A 19,256-nucleotide genomic window follows, 5' to 3' on the forward strand; every position below is an offset into this window, starting at 1 on the left:
CTTGGTCTAACGGTTATGAAAAACGCTACGGCTTATTCTACGTAGACTTTGAAACGCAGGAGCGCTATCCGAAGAAATCCGCTCACTGGTATAAGAAACTAGCCGAAACACAAATGATTGAATAGAAAGTAAAGCCGTTAGAGTTGAACTCTATCGGCTTTTTTGGGCATACTAATACATGAAAAGTCTGATTTGATGGTATTCAATCGCTAGACAGGATATTCTGGTCGGAGTGCTTGCGAAAAATTTAAAATTTTTCTTTGAATTGGCTTGAGAGATAGATAGTTTGGATTTCATTTTTTATGACAGCCAATGGCTCTGTACTTGGAAATCTGCTATAATGGTTTTATGATTATTTTACAAGCAAACAAGATTGAACGCTCTTTTGCAGGGGAGCTACTTTTTGACAATATCAACCTGCAGGTAGATGAGAATGACCGGATTGCACTGGTCGGTAAAAACGGAGCTGGTAAGTCAACCCTGCTCAAGATTTTGGTGGGCGAGGAAGAGCCGACTTCTGGTCAAATCAATAAAAAACGAGACTTATCCTTGTCCTATCTGGCTCAGGACAGCCGCTTTGAGTCGGAGAATACCATCTATGACGAGATGCTGCTGGTCTTTGATAGTCTGCGTCAGCAGGAAAAACGCTTGCGGCAGATGGAGCTGCAAATGGGAGAATTGTCAGGGGAAGACCTGACTGCTATCATGAACCAGTACGATCAGCTGTCAGAGGACTTTCGACAAAAGGGTGGTTTTACCTATGAGGCCGATATTCGAGCGATTTTAAATGGCTTCAAGTTTGACCAGTCCATGTGGCAGATGAAGATTTCAGAGCTGTCGGGCGGGCAGAATACCCGTCTAGCTCTGGCCAAGATGCTCTTGGAAAAGCCAGAGCTGCTGGTCTTGGACGAGCCAACTAACCACTTGGATATCGAGACCATTGCTTGGCTGGAAACTTACTTGATTAACTACAGCGGTGCCCTGATCATCGTCAGCCACGACCGCTATTTCCTAGACAAGGTTGCGACTATCACGCTGGATTTGACCAAGCATTCCTTGGATCGCTATGTGGGCAATTACTCTAGCTTTGTGGTCCAAAAGGAGCAGAAGCTGGCTACTGAAGCCAAGAACTATGAAAAGCAGCAGAAAGAAATCGCTGCGCTGGAGGACTTTGTCAATCGCAATCTAGTTCGGGCTTCCACTACCAAGCGGGCTCAGTCCCGTCGTAAGCAGTTGGAAAAGATGGAGCGTTTGGACAGGCCGGAGGCCGGCAGTCGCTCGGCTAACATGACCTTCAAATCCGATAAGGTTTCGGGAAATGTTGTTCTAACTTTGGAAGACGCAGCTATTGGCTACGGAGAGGAAGTCCTGTCGGAGCCAATTAACCTTGACATTCGCAAGTTCAATGCGGTCGCTATTGTCGGGCCAAATGGGATTGGAAAGACGACCTTGATTAAATCACTAATCGGGCAAGTGCCCTTCATCAGAGGCAAGGAGCAGCTGGGGGCTAATGTGGAAGTGGGCTACTATGACCAGACCCAGAGCAAACTGACTCCCAGCAATACGGTTCTCGATGAGCTATGGAATGACTTCAAGCTAACGCCAGAAGTCGAAATTCGCAATCGCTTAGGCGCTTTCCTCTTCTCGGGAGACGATGTCAAGAAGTCTGTCGGCATGCTATCAGGTGGAGAGCGGGCGCGCCTGCTCCTAGCCAAGCTGTCTATGGAAAACAACAACTTTCTCATCCTAGACGAGCCGACCAACCACCTGGACATTGACAGCAAGGAAGTGCTGGAAAATGCCCTGATTGACTTTGACGGCACCCTGCTCTTTGTCAGCCATGACCGTTACTTCATCAATCGCGTGGCCACACAGATTGTTGAGCTCTCTGAGGCAGGCTCCACCCTTTATCTGGGTGATTATGACTATTATCTGGAGAAAAAGGCAGAGCAGGAAGCCTTGCGTGAGGAGTCGGAGCAGATCGATTCTGATAAGTCTGCACCTGCCAATGACTATCAGCTTCAAAAGGAAAACCAGAAAGAACAGCGCCGACTGGCCCGCCGCCTAGAGCAATTGGAAGCGCAAATCGAGGATTTGGACAGCCAGATCAGTCAGTTTCAGGAAGCCATGCAGGCAACCAACGACGCCAGCGAACTCATGGAGAGCCAGCAGCAAATCGACCAGCTGACTGCTGCCCAAGAAGAAGCCATGCTAGAATGGGAAGAATTGGCGGAGAAGGTGTAGTTTTCTAATTTGCATGAGGAAAACATGATGGCGATTGAAAATGATTGGTTTATGAAGCAGATTAAAGGTGTAGCCGACATGATTAGTACAACTTTGCGCCTACAAATTCAGAATTTAGATTTGGGGCAGTATGAGGATGAGGAAGGAAGACTCATCAACGGGGCTCGCTATCTTCAGCAAGTCTTACAAGAGCAGCGCTTTGCAGAGGCCATTTCTTTTGTTGAAGAGCAGATGAAACGCCTACCTCTTCATCAGTATGATCTATTGGTTGATTGGCTGATTTCCTACTTAAGACAATTAGATTTTTCAGTGAAAGAAGATCAAGGATTCGACGAAGGGTACTTGCAAGAGTTAGAAAGGTACTTAAAGGAATTTAAGTGGTAAACAAATGGAAGATTTAGGCAAAGTTTTTCGTGATTTTCGTTTAAATGGGCATTATTCTTTGAAGGAAGCGGCGGGGCAGGTTTGCTCGACTTCTCAGCTGTCTCGTTTTGAGCTGGGTGAGTCGGATATGACCGTCTCGAAATTTTTAGATCTCTTGGATAATATTCATGTGACCCTTGAAAATTTTATGGACAAGGCCCGGAATTTCCAGCAGCATGAGCATGTGGCTATGATGGGTCAGATTATCCCTCTTTACTACTCAAATGACATCAAGGGATTTCAGGACTTGCAAGCGGAGCAGTTGGAAAAGGCCAAGGCCAGTAACACGCCTCTTTACTATGAACTGAATTGGATTTTGATGCAGGGCTTGATTTGTCAGCGAGACAGTCAGTTTCGCATGAAGCAAGAAGATTTAGATAAGGTGGCCGATTATCTCTTTCAAGTGGAAGATTGGACCATGTACGAGCTTATCCTCTTTGGAAACCTCTATAGTTTCTATGATGTGGACTATGTCTACCGTCTGGGCAAGGAAGTCATGGAGCGGGAGGACTACTACAAAGAAATTGGTCGCCATAAGAGACTAGTCTTGATTTTAGCTCTCAATTGTTACCAGCATTGTTTGGAAAGTCGTTCTTTTGATAAGGCAAGTTACTTTGAGGCTTACGTAGAGAAGATTATTGGCAAGGGCATCAAACTCTATGAACGCAATGTATTCCTCTATCTAAAGGGTTTTGCGGCTTATCAGAAGGGACAGAAGAAGCAAGGAATCAAGCAAATGCAGGAAGCCATGCACATCTTTGAAGCACTGGAACTACCTGAGCAAGTCGCCTATTATCAAGAGCATTTCGAAAAGTTTGTAAAAGTATAATTTCCCAAATATGGGAAAAATAAAGAACCTCCCTCTATTCCTGATACAATAGTTTCAGAAATGGAAGGAGGTATTTTTATGAATCGACATGCTGCACAGCTGATTACACGGGCTGCTATTAATAAAATTGGAAATATGCTCTATGACTATGGAAACAGCATCTGGCTTGCTTCTTTGGGAGCTCTGGGACAGACGGTCTTGGGCATTTACCAGATATCGGAGCTAGTTACTTCCATCTTATTCAATCCTTTGGGTGGGGCCATTACAGACCGCTTTTCCAGACGGAAGGTGCTGATGGTAACGGACTTGATTTGTGCCGGTCTTTGTCTGCTGATTTCTTTTATTTCAAATGACCAGCTCATGATTGGAGCACTGATTTTTGCTAATGTGGTTCAGGCTATAGCCTTTGCCTTTTCTCGGCCAGCTAATAAATCCTACATTACAGAGATTGTGGACAAGGAAGACATCGTGGCCTATAATTCTCATCTGGAATTAGCCTTGCAGGTTATCAGTGTCTCAGCTCCAGTTCTGTCTTTTATCGTGATGCAGTATGCAAGTCTGCGCATCACTCTTCAGCTGGATGCTCTGAGCTTTTTTCTGGCTTTTGCCTTGGTTTACTTTCTGCCTAATCATGAGCCAAGCAAGCAGCAGTCTCCCATCAATCTTGGAAATATCCTGAGAGATATCAAGGAAGGACTAGTTTATATCCGCCAGCAAAAGGAAATCTTCTTTCTGCTCTTGGTAGCTTCTGCAGTTAACTTCTTCTTTGCGGCCTTTAATTATCTATTGCCTTTTACCAATCAGCTCTACGGCAAGACAGGATCTTATGCGACTATTCTGAGTTTGGGTGCTATAGGCTCAATCATCGGAGCCATTTTAGCCAGTAAGGTCAAGGCCAGTATGGGAAATCTACTCCTAGCTCTGCTATTGACTGGTGTCGGGGTAGCAGTCATGGGCCTCTCTGCCTTGTTACCGGTTCATCCCTATTTCTCCTATTCTGGTAATCTAATCTGCGAGCTCTTTATGACTGTGTTCAACATTCATTTCTTTAGTCAAGTTCAGACCAAGGTAGACAAGCAGTATCTAGGTCGCGTTTTCTCAACGATCTACACGCTGGCAATTCTTTTCATGCCTCCTGCGACTTTCCTGATGACGCTTTTGCCAAGTGTTCACACAGCCACCTTTCTCCTACTTGGTCTAGGCGTAATGAGCTTGGCTTTGAATTCCTACCTTTATCAAAAGAAAATAGAAACAAACTAGGTTGGGGAGATTTCCAACCTAGTTTAATGTTTTGTCTTGCAAATCTTCAGCTGAGAATTTTTAGATTCATTACCAGCCTAATTTGGTTTAGAATTTTATTTCCAAGCTACCAGCCCAAATTGGCTGATGAATTAGTAGTGCGAGGTGTTTGAATAGCTGGTAGAAAAATTTTTTCCATTGGAATATACATATAATCATTGTTCCTTGCTAGTAAAAGTAGTATGATGAAGTATAAGCAAAATTAATGGAGTGAGGAATGAAAGATTTTCATTTTGATGCGATTTCAGCATTTGAAAACTATAAAATTGAGGAGGCCAAAGATGGCCATGTTTTAGTAACGACAGAGGTCGTCCCTTCTTCTCTAAACTATTATGGCAATGCACATGGAGGCTACCTATTTACCTTGTGCGATCAGATAAGTGGTTTGGTTGTCATTTCCCAAGGAGCTGACGCTGTGACCTTGCAATCTTCCATCAATTATCTAAAAGCGGCCAAACTAGGCGATACTCTGAGCATTGAGGGGAACTGTATCCATACCGGACGGACGACTAGAGTGGTGGATGTGGATATTATCAATCAAGACGGTAGAAATGTGTGTAAGGCGACCTTTACAATGTTTATCACTAGCGAAAGGGGGGAAAATGCGCAAGTTAGAATATAAGCATTATCTTTTCGACTTTTATGGAACACTGGTGGATATCAGGACTGCCGAAGATGATCCGACTTTATGGCTGTATCTTTCCCACATCTATGAAGCTTATGGAGCAGATTATCAGCCAGAAGACTTGAAAAAGAAATATGGACAATTGGTAGTAGAGCAAGAAAGCAAGATAGCGCAAGAGAAAAGCGTGGCCTATCCCGAGGTTGATTTGGTGGCGGTTTTCATCCAGCTCTTGCAGGAAGCTCCATCCAAGCATGAAACCCAGACTCCGCTTCCAGATGTGCAGGCTTGGGGAGAGCAGTTGGCTGTGACTTTTCGGAGTTTGTCTCGTCGTCAGCTCTATGCTTATCCGAATCCCCTCAAAGTTTTAAAGGCCATTAAGGACCAGGGTGGCGATATTATATTGCTATCCAATGCTCAAAGGGCTTTTACAATGCCAGAAATTGAATTGACGGGCTGTGCTCCCTATCTGGATAAAATTTATATTTCTTCTGACTATCAGATCAAAAAACCGCAAGCAGAATGGCTAGAGCTCGTGTTGGAAGAGAATCAGCTCAATCCAGAAGATACGGTTATGGTTGGCAATGATTTTTCTACGGATATGGCTATTGCTCAAGCTGTTGGGATTGATGGAGTCTTGCTGAACACTTTCCCATACTCGGATGCAGAGATAAACAAGCTCAATAAAATGCAGGCCAGGGTCATTACAGATATAGAAGAACTGCTAGAAAATAGGAAGTAAAAGATGCCTTGGAGGTCTTTAAAGGTTTATTCACAGCCAAAACTGTGGATAACTCAGAGAAACATTACGATTTGATGAAAAATTGTGGATAACCTTTATTAATTTGCTTTCTTATGATATAATAGCCCATATAAATAAAAATAGAAGAGGTATGTGAAATGTCACGTAAACCATTTATTGCCGGTAACTGGAAAATGAACAAAAATCCAGAAGAAGCAAAAGCATTCGTTGAAGCCGTTGCATCAAAACTTCCTTCATCAGACCTTGTTGAAGCAGGTATCGCAGCTCCAGCGGTTGATTTGACAACTGTTCTTGCTGCTGCTAAAGGATCAAACCTTAAAGTTGCTGCTCAAAACTGCTACTTTGAAAATGCAGGTGCTTTCACTGGTGAAACTAGCCCACAAGTTTTGAAAGAAATCGGTACTGACTACGTTGTTATCGGTCACTCAGAACGTCGTGACTACTTCCATGAAACTGACGAAGATATCAACAAAAAAGCAAAAGCAATCTTTGCAAACGGTATGCTTCCAATCATCTGTTGTGGTGAGTCACTTGAAACTTACGAAGCTGGTAAAGCAGCTGAATTCGTAGGTGCTCAAGTATCTGCTGCATTGGCTGGATTGACTGCTGAACAAGTTGCTGCATCAGTTATCGCTTATGAGCCAATCTGGGCTATCGGTACTGGTAAATCAGCTTCACAAGACGATGCACAAAAAATGTGTAAAGTTGTTCGTGACGTTGTAGCTGCTGACTTTGGTCAAGAAGTTGCTGATAAAGTTCGCGTTCAATACGGTGGTTCAGTTAAACCTGAAAATGTTGCAGAATACATGGCTTGTCCAGATGTAGACGGAGCTCTTGTTGGTGGAGCATCACTTGAAGCTGAAAGCTTCCTAGCTCTTCTTGATTTTGTGAAATAAGAATAACAATAAATGGCTTGTTGCCTTAAAGGTGGCAAGCTTTTTAAAAGTTTGGAGAAAAAAGGTGAAATCAAAGGAACTTATCTATTTAGCCAGCACTGCCATATTGCTAGCAGCAACGGCTAACGTGGTACAGGCAGAAGAAAACACGCCGACAACCACAGACCCTGAAGTAGCTAAAGCAGAACTTCAAGTAAAAAATGATCATCAACCTCAGCAGGGATCCTTAGCAGAAGTGGTGTCTACCGATCAACAGGTAAAACAAGAAACCTCGGTCGTAAGAGCTGAAGCTAGTTCAGTATACAAGGCACCAGAAAATCTGGCACCTGCTGCTAGTCTGGTCAAGGAGAACGTACCAGAAAATAAAGCAAGTGAACAAGCAAAATCAGCTGCTTCTGAAGAGATTCAGAATCCAGTAAAGGCTGATCAGACTTCCCCAGCGATCAGCGCCAGTCCTGCATCCAAAAAAGGTAGCACTTCTTTTTATAATACGGCTTCTTCAGCAGGACAAACAGCGCGTGGCAATTCACAAGCCGAAATCAAGGGCTCTACCTTTGTGGATGTGAGTAGTCATAACGGCCATATCAGCGTAGAAGACTATCGCCAATTAGCATCCAAAGGTGTCGGCGGTGTCGTTGTCAAACTGACAGAAGGAACCCACTACACTAATCCTTTTGCTGAGTCTCAGGTTCGAAATGCGCAAGCAGCTGGTTTGCAAGTATCAACCTATGCTTTCTCGCATTATACAAATGATGCAGAAGCCAGAGCAGAAGCCCGTTACTATGCTGCTTTTGCTAATAAGCTGTCTTTGCCTAAAAATACAGTCATGGTCAATGATATGGAAGACCCTAAAATGCAAACGGGGATCAACCAGCATACTCAGGCTTGGGCAGATGAAATGCGCAAGCAGGGATATGCAAATCTGATGTATTACACGAGCGCTAGCTGGGTTGACCAGAATAACCTACGCCACAAAGGTTCAATCAATACATCTCTCTTTGGTCTTGATAATTTTTGGATTGCTCAGTACCCAGCACCTAAGCTAAGTGCAAATGATGCTAAAAATTTGAAGTATAATAGCAGAGCAGGAGCTTGGCAATTTACTTCTCAAGCGCAGCTGCTTTCTGGTAAGCATGTTTTTGACCAGAGCATTGACTATTCTGGAAGATTTACAACTAGAGCTACTTTGGTTAAACAACCGCTGACAGGTAAGATTAGTATTCAAAATAATAATCCAAAAACTGGCACATTTGATGTTGTTGTTTCCGAAGTTTCCGCACCACATGGAGTTCAGGAAGTTAAACTTCCGACTTGGTCCAGTGAGCGTGGACAAGATGATATTGTTTGGTACACTGCAACGAAGCAAGCCAACGGAACTTATAAGCTGACTGTTAATGCTGCCAATCATAAAGGTTCTACGGGCGAATACAATGTTCACTTGTATTACGTTCAAGGTGATGGCAAGATGGTCGGTGTCGGTGGCACGACGACCAAGGTTTCAGTTGCTAAACCAGAAGGTAAGCTGACTATTGCCAACAACAATCCCAAGACCGGTACATTCGATGTGATCGTGTCCGAGGTTTCTAGCCCACAAGGCGTTCGTGAAGTCTTACTTCCAACTTGGTCAAATGATCAAGGTCAGGATGACATCATCTGGCACAAGGCACAGAAACAGTCAGACGGTACTTATAAATTTACTGTCCGTTCCAGCGAGCACAAAAATTCTGTTGGCGACTACAGTGTCCACTTGTATTATATCCAAAACGACGGCAAGTTAGTCGGAGTCGGTGGCACAACGACTAAGGTTTCAGTTGCTAAGCCAGAAGGCAAGTTAACTATTACCAACAACAATCCAAAGACCGGTACTTTCGACGTGATCGTATCCGAGGTTTCTAGTCCGCAAGGGGTTCGTGAAGTCTTGCTTCCGACTTGGTCAAATGATCAAGGTCAGGATGATTTGATTTGGCACAAGGCACAGAAACAGTCAGACGGTACTTATAAATTCACCGTCCGTTCCAGCGAGCATAAGAATTCTGTAGGCGACTACAGTGTCCACTTGTACTATATCCAAAACGACGGCAAGATGGTCGGCGTTGGTGGTACAACGACTAAGGTTTCAGTTGCTAAGCCAGAAGGCAAACTGACTATTGCCAACAACGATCCAAAGACCGGTACATTCGATGTGATCGTGTCTGAAGTTTCTAGTCCGCAAGGCGTTCGTGAAGTCTTGCTTCCGACTTGGTCAAATGAACAAGGTCAGGATGATTTGATTTGGCACAAGGCACAGAAACAGTCAGATGGTACTTATAAATTTACTGTCCGTTCCAGCGAGCATAAGAATTCTGTAGGCGACTACAGTGTCCACTTGTACTATGTTCAAAACGACGGCAAGATGGTCGGTGTTGGCGGTACAACGACTAAAGTCACTCGAGCTTCAGTTGCTAAGCCAGAAGGGAAGCTGACTATTGCCAACAACGATCCAAAGATCGGTACATTCGATGTGATCGTGTCCGAGGTTTCCAGCCCTCAAGGGATTCGTGAAGTCTTGCTTCCAACTTGGTCAAATGAGCAAGGTCAGGATGACATCATCTGGCACAAGGCTCAAAGACAGTCAGACGGTACATATAAATTCACCGTTCGTGCTAGCGAACACAAAAATTCTGTCGGCGACTACAGTGTCCACTTGTACTATGTCCAAAATGACGGCAAGATGGTCGGTGTTGGTGGTACAACGACTAAGGTTAGTCTTGCTTCCGTTGCTAAACCAGAAGGCAAGCTGACTATTGCCAACAACAATCCCAAGACGGGTACATTCGATGTGATCGTGTCCGAGGTTTCTAGTCCGCAAGGCGTTCGTGAAGTCTTACTTCCAACTTGGTCAAATGAGCAAGGTCAGGATGACATCATTTGGCACAAGGCGCAGAAACAGTCAGATGGTACTTATAAATTTACGGTTCGTGCTAGCGAACACAAAAATTCTGTCGGCGACTACAGTGTTCACTTGTACTACGTTCAAAGTGACGGTAAGTTAGTCGGCGTTGGCGGTACAACGACTAAAGTCACTCGAGCTTCAGTTGCTAAGCCAGAAGGCAAGCTGACTATTGCCAACAACAATCCAAAGACCGGTACATTCGATGTGATCGTGTCCGAGGTTTCCAGCCCTCAAGGCGTTCGTGAAGTCTTACTTCCAACTTGGTCAAATGAGCAAGGTCAGGATGACATCATCTGGCACAAGGCACAGAAACAGTCAGACGGTACATATAAATTCACAGTTCGTTCTAGCGAGCATAAGAACTCTGTCGGCGACTACAGTGTTCACTTGTACTACGTTCAAGGTGACGGTAAGTTAGTCGGCGTCGGTGGTACAACGACTAAGGTTTCAGTTGCTAAACCAGAAGGTCAGCTGACTATTGCCAACAACAATCCCAAGACCGGTACATTCGATGTGATCGTGTCCGAGGTTTCTAGCCCACAAGGCGTTCGTGAAGTCTTACTTCCAACTTGGTCAAATGATCAAGGTCAGGATGACATCATCTGGCACAAGGCACAGAAACAGTCAGACGGTACTTATAAATTTACTGTCCGTTCCAGCGAACACAAAAATTCTGTTGGCGACTACAGTGTCCACTTGTACTATGTTCAAAACGACGGCAAGATGGTCGGTGTTGGTGGTATAACGACTAAGGTTTCCGTTGCGGCAGGGGAGAAACCACAGGGAAAAATCAGTATCCAAAATAAAAACAATGAAACTGGTGAATTTGATATCGTCGTTTCTGGTGTTGTAGCTCCAGAAGGTGTCAAAACAGTCTATTTGCCAACTTGGTCCAGTCAAAATGGACAAGATGATATTCAGTGGTATACGGCGGAACGCCAAGCTGATGGTACTTATCGCAAGCATGTTTATGCAAGAGACCATAAAAATAGCCAAGGCGAGTACAATGTTCACCTATATTACTTGAGTAATCGCAATCAGCTGCAAGGAGCTGGTGGAGAGAAAACTACGGTTTCTATTAAATATCCTCAATCGCCTAGCAATCAGCGTGATCGTGTTCTTGCAGCAGCAGCAGCGATGGTTGGCGTCAAGGGAGGCAGTGCTGAGCACCACCGTTTGGTCAATGACTATAATAGCGTTAGACCGCTACCAGTCGGTTATGCTGTGAAGAATTCAGATGACTGGTGCGATATTTTCACGACAGTTATTTTCCAAAGAGAGGGCTTGAGCGATCTCATCGGTCGTGAGTGCGGTGTTGAGCGCCATATTCATATCTTTAAACGTCTAGGTATTTGGAATGAAGATGGAAATTCTACACCTAAAGCCGGCGATATTATCACCTTTAACTGGGACAAAGATACCCAGCAAAATGATGGCTGGGCTGATCATATCGGTATTGTCGAAAAAGTCGAAAATGGCATCATTCATACGATTGAAGGTAACAGTAATAACGAAGTTAAACGCAATACTTACCGTATCGGTCATGGAAATATCCGTGGTTTTGCATCACCTCGTTATAGATAAACACACAAAAAACCAAGGGAAACCTTGGTTTTTTAACGTCTTAGAATTTTCTTTATGAACTGAAGCAGCTTAAATTTGAGAGGGTTAGGATAATAACGGAAAGTTCCCATTTTTCGGATGATGAAGCCGTTGAAGTTTTGTTTGAAGCGCAGAACACCGTCAGAACCATCGAAAATTCCCATAATGCCGAGGAAATTATAAAATGGAATGCCTCTCTTGATGCTCTCAGTCATAACGTATTCCTGCAGCAGGGCAGGGGCGTAGAATTTGTTAAACTCAGGATAGGAGCCGCTGAAGAGATAGGTTGCTTCCTGAGGAGTATAGATAAAGAGGCTGGCAGCCAGAACTTGGTCTTGGTCGCCGTACTTATCAATCAGATCTTGAGCCTCTGCTTTGCGGGTTTCAAAGCTGTCAAACTGGCTGGAAAGCTCTCGCAGCTGGTTTTGCTTCTTTTCAGATTGAGGATTGTTTTCCAAGTCCGCCTGCAGTTTCTGAATTTTCTGGCCTAGTTTCTCTTGGTCTTTTTGTAAGTTCTGAAGATAGTCCTTGAAGTTGAGACTGGCTGTCATAAAGTCCGCCTGTTGACCAAAGCTATCATAAAAATCTTGATAGTAGTCTAGTGGCTTGTCATCATATTCCCGTCGGTCAGAAGTAGCAGCTGTGATGTCTTTAAAAATGCTGAGTTGGTCACGTTCCAGCCTTGTTAGCTTGATACCAAAGGTGTTAGCCTTTTTGACGGTCGCCTTGCCATTTTTACTGAAGGACTTGAGCAAGTCTTTCTCCGTCAGACCAGTTAAGTCTTTGACATAATGCCAATCAGGCTCCCCGCCTGGATAGCCAGTCTGTAGGCCGTCAAAGTCAAAGCCCAAGTCAGTCAGTTGCTGGATAAGCTCGGTTTTTTCATCAGAAGTTGGCTGGCCATTGCTGTCAAAGGTCTGATAAGTCTCGTAAGGCTTGATGATGAGCTCTAGGGCGCCTTCTTTTTTTGCGAAAGTCTGCAAAGCTTGATAGAAGGGGGTCAGGTATTTAGCATCGGTAGAGACAGGACCGCAGTTAATTTCCATATGGAGGCCGCCAGTCATCGGCATACTATAGAGGACAGCTGACACCACGACCTGTCCCTGCGGGTCAGCGTAGCCGACATACTGAGTACTGAAGCCCCGCTTGCTCAGCAGCTCTGCCATTTCCACGGTCTGCATAAAAGAGCGTTGGGAGCTAGCTGAGGTATGCTGGATGAATTCTTCTTGGCTGAGAAGTTTAAAGGTCATAGGCTTCCTTTCTTTTAATGCTTGCTGCGCAGTTTCTTTCTGATAGTGTAGGCCAGATTGGAGAGGTGGTAAAGAGGATTGGTTGGCAGGTTAAACTCACCAGCGAATTCCTCAATAGTCGGATTGAACTTGGATTTAAAGCTGTAGAGACCGCCCTTGAGATCGTTTTCGATTCCGCCCATATTTTGCCAATCAGCTCCGCGCTCAAAAGCATGTTTGGCCGTTTCGTACCAAGTGATGATGGCTGGCTGGTAACGGCGGTACTCCTCGTCCATTCCTGCATAGATATTTTCAGAAGTCTTGCCGTATTCTAAGACCAGTGTGCCAGACAGGGGAACGACAGCAGCACCTTGGCTGATTTTGTCTTGCAGAAAGTCAATCTCTTCTTGGAGGCGTTTCTGTTCTTGCTGGTTATTCTCAATCTTACCAGGCTTGGTTTTCTCGGTAAATTTCTCTGCTTCCTTGAGTGTCTTGGTCAGCTGAGTCTGCAAGTCTTCCAAGCGTGCCTTTAGATCAATGCTAGACAAGGTGATGTAGGAGTGCTCAGGATAAGTATCCAAGAGTTTTTGGTAATAGTCTTTGCCACGCAGGTGGATGTTTTTTCTATTTTCCGTTTTCTTCATCAGGGCTGAAAAGTCATCCAATAGTTCTGCTCCGCCAAATTGGATTTGAATGCCTTTGTTACGGGCTGTACGAATGGCTTGGCGAGTACTCTTAGAAAGCAGCTCCTCGCTGAAATCTTCTTTATGTATATTGGCCTGCAAGCGAGGCTGGATGGTTTCGTCCAGAGACTCAGTCCGTCCAACCCAGACAGCTCCTGCTTCCTGTAACTGTTGAATCAGCTCAACCGTCTCGGCTTTGTCTTGCAATTCGCCACCCATCTTGCTTTCTGCCAGAAAGAGGCTAGGGTCAAACTTGACAAAGAGCGCTTTTTTCTCCTTGGCAAATTTCTTGAGCGACGCCAAAACAAAGGTCAGCAGCTCCTTGTCACCATAGTCCATGATGGGGCCGCGCGGGATATAAAGCATGGTCATCCCCAAGGGCAGTGGTTTAATCAGGACACTGGCTGCAGCAACCAAGTGGCCGTCTTTGTAGAAGCCCAAGCGTTCATTTCCCCAGTTGTCCTTGATTTGAGCCCAAGCAGAGCTCTGCAGGAGATTGGCCTGCGGATGAGCCGTGACAAAATCATCGTGTTCCTGAGCTGAAATTCCAATTTTGTAGCTAAACATTATTTTAAAACCCACTCTCTAATAGCGTGTGCTACGCCGGATTCTTCGTTCGACTTGGTGATGTATTTGGCGATTTTTTTGAGTTCTTCTCTGCCGTTTTCCATGACAACAGGAGAGCCAACGGCTTCCAGCATGGCGCGGTCGTTTTCTTCATCACCAATAGCCATGGTCTGCTCCTTGCTCAAGCCAAGTTTTTCAGCTAGATGGAGGATAGCAGCCCCTTTATTGACAGTCTTTTTGACAATTTCCAGATAGAAAGGAGCTGATTTAACCAGTGTATATTTTTCGGCTAATTCTGGTGGTAGCTTAGCAATGGCCGCATCCAGAATTTCTGGCTCATCAATATACATGCACTTGACGATTTCTTTATTGGCCATTTCTTCAGGTGTGCGGTAGAAGATAGGCATGCTGACCAGATTGGACTCGTAAACAGTGTACTTTCCGATGTTACGATTGGTCGTATAGATGCCGTCTTTTGTGATGGCATGCATGTGAACGCCTAATTTTCGCCCGAGCAGTTCGATATCCAGATAATCGTCGTAAGTCAGTGTTTCTTTGATTAATTCTTCGCCAGTAACAGTATCCTGCACCAGTCCGCCATTGAAAGTCACGACATAGTTGTCTGGCTGATTAAGCTCTAGCTCCTCGAGAAGCTTTTGAACACCTGCAATAGGACGGCCGGTCGCAATGACGATTTTGACGCCAGCAGCCTTGGCATCCTGAACAGCGCTAAAGACTTCAGGCGTGATTTCTTTTTGGTTGTTTAAGAGAGTACCGTCAATGTCAACGGCAACTAATTTGATAGACATATTTATTCTCCGTAGGTAAATTGGTCGTTTTTGATATAGTGCATAAAGGTCTGGTTCTTCTCACTGAACAGTCCTGTATCTGCCAGCATTTCCTTGGGGAAGTAGAAGCGATTATCGCCCTGTCTGGTCCCTGCTAGCGAGTGGACGATAGGAGACAGGCTGGACAGTTCTGCTAAGCTGCCATCTTTTTGCAGGATTTCTATCTGGGTCCGGGGTTTTTCAACGTCAGGCCGGTAGAAATCATAAGGCAAATCAAAATTACGATGGATAGCAGTATAGTAATCAGGGTCAAAACCAACCTGTCCAACTAGGTCTCGCATGATATCCAAATGCCCTTCGTTTTCCTGAGAGAAGACGATAGACTTAAAGGCCTTGCGATTGATAAAACGCTGAGCTAAGTCAGATAAAATCTTGTCTGGACTAGTCATCCAAACTTGGAAATAGGTATTCATGACACCATCATCCAAGGCCAGATAATCCTGCAGGGTCACCCTGTTTTCAAAGAATGGAATGAGGTTGGGTGATGACAGGGCAAAATAATCCTTCTGAGCTGGATAGAGAAACTTGGCCCGCTTGAGCAGATTTTGCAGCAGAACTTCCATAGCTCGGCTAGCCGGGTGGAAATAGACCTGCATGTACATCTGATAGCGGCTGACCACGTAGTCTTCTACCGCATGCATGCCATTGCGCTTGAAGGCGATGCCGTTTTCTACAGGACAAATCACTCGTAAAATTCTAGTCAAGTCAAATTGTCCATAGGAAGCGCCAGTAAAAAAGGAATCTCGCAAGAGATAATCCATCCGATCCACATCAATCTGGCTGGAAATCAGCTGGACCACTTGCTTATTGGGATAGGTATGATTGATGACGCTAGCTACTTTTTCTGGGAAATCTGGCGAAACCTGCACCAAGGCCTGATGAATCTCTGTCTCAGGACTGGTGATGATTTGCCGCGTAATGTCCTCGTGATTGGTATCAAATAGGCGCTCGAAAGTATGTGAATAGGCGCCGTGTCCCAAGTCATGCAGAAGCGCGGCTGTCATAGTCAGCAGGCTTTCGTGACTATCCCAGACATCGCTATATTTTTCATTGAAAATCTTGGTGATGCGTCGAGCAATCTCATAGGCTCCCAGACAATGCGAAAAACGGCTGTGCTCCCCGCCGTGAAAAGTATAGCCAGAAGTACCCAGCTGTTTGATGCGGCGCAGCCGTTGAAATTCTTTGGTATTGATTAAATCATAAATGACCTGATGATCCACATGCACATAATTGTGAACCGGGTCCCGAAATACTTTTTCAATCATAGTCCTATTATATCATAAATGCTCAGTGGGCGAAATTCAAAGCCCGAAGTAGAAAGGAAGAATTCTCAAGAAATTTTTGGTAAAATAGAAGAAAGAAACAAGGAATGTGAGAAAATCATGAAAATTAGAATGAGAAATCAAATCAAATTAGATGAGCAAATGGAGTTGATTGACCAGGCCTATGATGTAGAATGGACACAAAAAGGGAGCAATCACTATTTGATTTATCAAAGCGAGGAGCAGGAAAAAGTCGTTTTGAAGTTTAATGAGGACAAGCTGACCATGACCCGCTTTTCTGACCCAAAAACCATTCTTCATTTTATCAAGAATGGTCAGCATGTAGTATCTATCCCGACTCCGCTTGGTGCTCAACAGTTTGTGACGGATACTCAGCACTATCACTTAGATGCAGAAAATCAGGCTTTGGAACTTCATTATGATTTGAAAAGAGGCGGTGACGATCAGCTTTTTGCTTCCTATCAGATGAAAATCGAATGGACGGAAGAAAAGTTTGAAAAATAACAGCTCTGCCTTGAAAAATACAAAAATTTTGGTATAATAAATACACTCAAGGGAGTAGCTAACGGTTTTACCGTTACAAGGTCGTCAATACGAAAGAAATTTCCGGCCTTGTATGAAATAGCGAGACTTGTTAATAAACAGGTCTCTTTTTTGTTTATTTTGAAAGAGGCCCATCAAAAGGAGGAGACATTTTGTCAAAAGAACAAAAGCGCCAAGCTTTTTATACGCAAAGTCCTGAGGAAGTTTTGCAAGCAATGGAAGCTTCCGAACAAGGATTGACCAGCAGCCAAGCCCAGCAACGTTTGGCGGACTACGGTCGCAATGAATTGGAAGAAGGAGAGAAAAAGACTCTCTTGATGAAATTCATTGAGCAGTTCAAGGATTTGATGATTATCATCTTGGTGGTAGCGGCTATCTTGTCTGTCGTGACGTCAGGTGGTGAGGATATTGCGGATGCTATCATTATCCTAGCCGTTGTCATCATCAATGCTATTTTTGGTGTCTACCAAGAAGGTAAGGCTGAAGAAGCCATTGCGGCTCTCAAGTCTATGTCCAGCCCAGCTGCGCGTGTCCTGCGTGATGGCCATGTCACAGAAGTGGATTCTAAGGACTTGGTACCTGGTGATATCGTCAGACTGGAAGCCGGCGATGTTGTACCGGCAGATATGCGACTGTTGGAAGTTAATTCTCTGAAAATCGAAGAAGCCGCTCTGACAGGTGAGTCTGTGCCAGTTGAGAAAGATTTGACTGTTGCAGTAGCTGCTGATGCTGGTATCGGCGACCGGGTCAATATGGCCTTCCAAAACTCCAATGTCACTTACGGTCGAGGAGTAGGGGTTGTTGTCAATACTGGGATGTACACTGAAGTCGGCCATATCGCAGGCATGTTGCAAGATGCAGATGAAACGGACACACCGCTCAAGCAAAACCTCAATAGCCTGTCTAAGGTTCTGACCTATGCGATCCTAGTGATTGCTGCGGTGACCTTTGTAGTCGGCGTTTTCATTCAAGGAAAAGATCCGCTTGGTGAGCTGATGACTTCAGTTGCTCTTGCGGTTGCGGCGATTCCAGAAGGTCTACCAGCTATCGTTACTATCGTTTTAGCTTTGGGAACACAGGTTTTGGCTAAGCGGAATTCAATTGTCCGTAAATTGCCAGCAGTAGAAACGCTTGGTTCAACTGAAATTATAGCTTCAGATAAGACCGGTACCCTGACCATGAATAAGATGACGGTCGAAAAAGTCTTTTACGACGGAGTCCTGAATGAAGCTGGCCAAGATATTGAACTTGGACTGGAGCTGCCGCTCTTGCGTTCGGTTGTCTTAGCCAATGATACCAAGATTGACCAAGAAGGCAAGTTAATTGGTGACCCAACGGAAACAGCCTTTATCCAGTATGCCTTGGACAAGGGCTATGATGTTAAAGGATTTTTAGAGAAATATCCTCGTGTAGCTGAGCTGCCATTTGACTCAGATCGTAAGCTCATGTCTACCGTTCACCCATTGCCAGACGGGAAGTTCCTAGTGGCAGTTAAGGGAGCTCCTGACCAACTCTTGAAACGTTGTGTTTCCCGTGACAAGGCTGGAGATATTGCAGCGATTGATGATGCTACATCACAGCTAATCAAGTCTAATAACTTTGAAATGGCTCACCAAGCCTTGCGTGTTCTTGCGGGTGCTTATAAGATTATTGATGCAGTTCCGACTGACTTGACCTCTGAAAATCTAGAAAATGATTTAATCTTTACTGGTTTAATCGGTATGATTGACCCAGAACGTGCCGAAGCTGCAGAAGCTGTTCGTGTAGCCAAGGAAGCTGGTATTCGTCCAATCATGATTACTGGTGACCACCAAGATACAGCGGAAGCTATTGCTAAGCGTTTGGGAATCATTGAAGCTGGAGATACGGAAGACCATGTTCTGACTGGTGCAGAGCTCAACGAACTTTCTGATGCAGAATTTGAAAAAGTAGTTGGTCAATACTCTGTTTACGCGCGTGTATCTCCAGAACACAAGGTTCGTATCGTCAAAGCTTGGCAAAATCAAGGTAAGGTCGTTGCCATGACAGGTGATGGCGTCAATGATGCCCCAGCTCTGAAGACAGCTGATATTGGTATCGGTATGGGAATTACCGGTACAGAAGTGTCTAAGGGAGCTTCTGATATGATTCTGGCCGATGATAACTTTGCGACCATTATCGTCGCAGTCGAAGAAGGACGGAAGGTCTTCTCAAACATTCAAAAGACCATTCAATATCTTCTTTCAGCTAATACAGCTGAAGTGTTGACTATCTTCCTAGCTACCTTGTTTGGTTGGGATGTCTTGCAACCAGTTCATCTGCTTTGGATCAACTTGGTAACAGATACCTTCCCAGCTATCGCCTTGGGAGTTGAACCTGCCGAGCCAGGTGTCATGACTCATAAGCCTCGTGGCCGTAAGTCAAGCTTCTTCTCAGGTGGTGTCATGAGCTCCATCATTTACCAAGGATTGCTGCAAGGTGCTCTCGTTCTGTCCGTCTATGGCTATGCTATTG

15 protein-coding genes are annotated in these 19,256 nt (G+C 44.7%); 11 read left to right on the top strand and 4 right to left on the bottom strand.

Features of this window, described 5'->3' with window-relative positions:
• From RWS39_RS07905 to RWS39_RS07945, 9 genes are all read left to right on the top strand, one after another.
• On the top strand, positions 1-125 hold a 125-nt coding region (locus RWS39_RS07905), incomplete at its 5' end, for a family 1 glycosylhydrolase (protein WP_314482256.1).
• A 223-nt stretch (positions 126-348) separates the two neighbouring features.
• The gene (locus tag RWS39_RS07910) at positions 349-2,244 is read left to right on the top strand and encodes an ABC-F family ATP-binding cassette domain-containing protein (RefSeq protein WP_314482221.1); all 1,896 of its coding nucleotides are present in this window, start codon (positions 349-351) and stop codon (positions 2,242-2,244) included.
• A 27-nt stretch (positions 2,245-2,271) separates the two neighbouring features.
• Positions 2,272-2,628, top strand: a complete 357-nt coding sequence (locus tag RWS39_RS07915) for a hypothetical protein (RefSeq protein WP_314482259.1) — start codon at positions 2,272-2,274, stop codon at positions 2,626-2,628.
• Between the two features lie 4 nt (positions 2,629-2,632).
• The gene (locus RWS39_RS07920) at positions 2,633-3,496 is read left to right on the top strand and encodes an Rgg family transcriptional regulator (protein ID WP_314482224.1); all 864 of its coding nucleotides are present in this window, start codon (positions 2,633-2,635) and stop codon (positions 3,494-3,496) included.
• Positions 3,497-3,574: 78 nt separating this feature from the next.
• Positions 3,575-4,756, top strand: coding sequence for an MFS transporter (locus RWS39_RS07925; RefSeq protein WP_314482227.1), 1,182 nt, complete (start codon positions 3,575-3,577; stop codon positions 4,754-4,756).
• 256 nt (positions 4,757-5,012) lie between these two features.
• Positions 5,013-5,417: a PaaI family thioesterase gene (locus tag RWS39_RS07930; RefSeq protein WP_314482230.1), complete on the top strand. Its 405-nt coding sequence runs from the start codon at positions 5,013-5,015 to the stop codon at positions 5,415-5,417.
• Complete coding sequence (locus RWS39_RS07935; protein ID WP_314482233.1) at positions 5,398-6,159, top strand: HAD family hydrolase; 762 nt, start codon at positions 5,398-5,400, stop codon at positions 6,157-6,159. Before RWS39_RS07930 ends, RWS39_RS07935 begins: the two co-directional genes overlap by 20 nt.
• 158 nt (positions 6,160-6,317) lie before the next feature.
• Positions 6,318-7,076: a triose-phosphate isomerase gene (tpiA, locus tag RWS39_RS07940; RefSeq protein WP_061423083.1), complete on the top strand. Its 759-nt coding sequence runs from the start codon at positions 6,318-6,320 to the stop codon at positions 7,074-7,076.
• Positions 7,077-7,140: 64 nt separating this feature from the next.
• Positions 7,141-11,592 carry a GBS Bsp-like repeat-containing protein gene (locus RWS39_RS07945; RefSeq protein ID WP_314482237.1) on the top strand — a complete coding sequence of 1,484 codons (4,452 nt, stop codon included), beginning with the start codon at positions 7,141-7,143 and terminating at the stop codon, positions 11,590-11,592.
• Between the two features lie 32 nt (positions 11,593-11,624).
• Here RWS39_RS07945 and RWS39_RS07950 read toward each other — a convergent pair whose 3' ends face one another.
• Genes RWS39_RS07950 through RWS39_RS07965 form a run of 4 tightly spaced genes read right to left on the bottom strand, consistent with a single transcriptional unit; the run spans position 11,625 to position 16,202 of the window.
• Entirely contained in the window at positions 11,625-12,860 is a 1,236-nt protein-coding gene (locus tag RWS39_RS07950) for an aminoacyltransferase (protein ID WP_314482239.1), read from the bottom strand.
• A 14-nt stretch (positions 12,861-12,874) separates the two neighbouring features.
• Positions 12,875-14,089, bottom strand: coding sequence for an aminoacyltransferase (locus RWS39_RS07955; RefSeq protein ID WP_314482241.1), 1,215 nt, complete (start codon positions 14,087-14,089; stop codon positions 12,875-12,877).
• Positions 14,089-14,898, bottom strand: a complete 810-nt coding sequence (yidA, locus tag RWS39_RS07960; protein ID WP_314482244.1) for a sugar-phosphatase — start codon at positions 14,896-14,898, stop codon at positions 14,089-14,091. Before yidA ends, RWS39_RS07955 begins: the two co-directional genes overlap by 1 nt.
• Positions 14,899-14,900: 2 nt before the next feature.
• Positions 14,901-16,202 (bottom strand): HD domain-containing protein, encoded by a 1,302-nt coding sequence (locus RWS39_RS07965; protein WP_314482247.1) that lies wholly within the window; start codon positions 16,200-16,202, stop codon positions 14,901-14,903.
• A 117-nt stretch (positions 16,203-16,319) separates the two neighbouring features.
• Between RWS39_RS07965 and RWS39_RS07970 the strand changes: the two genes are divergently transcribed.
• Positions 16,320-16,724 carry a YwiB family protein gene (locus RWS39_RS07970; protein WP_314482250.1) on the top strand — a complete coding sequence of 135 codons (405 nt, stop codon included), beginning with the start codon at positions 16,320-16,322 and terminating at the stop codon, positions 16,722-16,724.
• 191 nt (positions 16,725-16,915) lie between these two features.
• On the top strand, positions 16,916-19,256 hold a 2,341-nt coding region (locus RWS39_RS07975), incomplete at its 3' end, for a cation-translocating P-type ATPase (protein WP_314482253.1).

This window comes from Streptococcus cristatus (assembly GCF_963529205.1).
Classification (GTDB): Bacteria; Bacillota; Bacilli; order Lactobacillales; family Streptococcaceae; genus Streptococcus; species Streptococcus cristatus_O.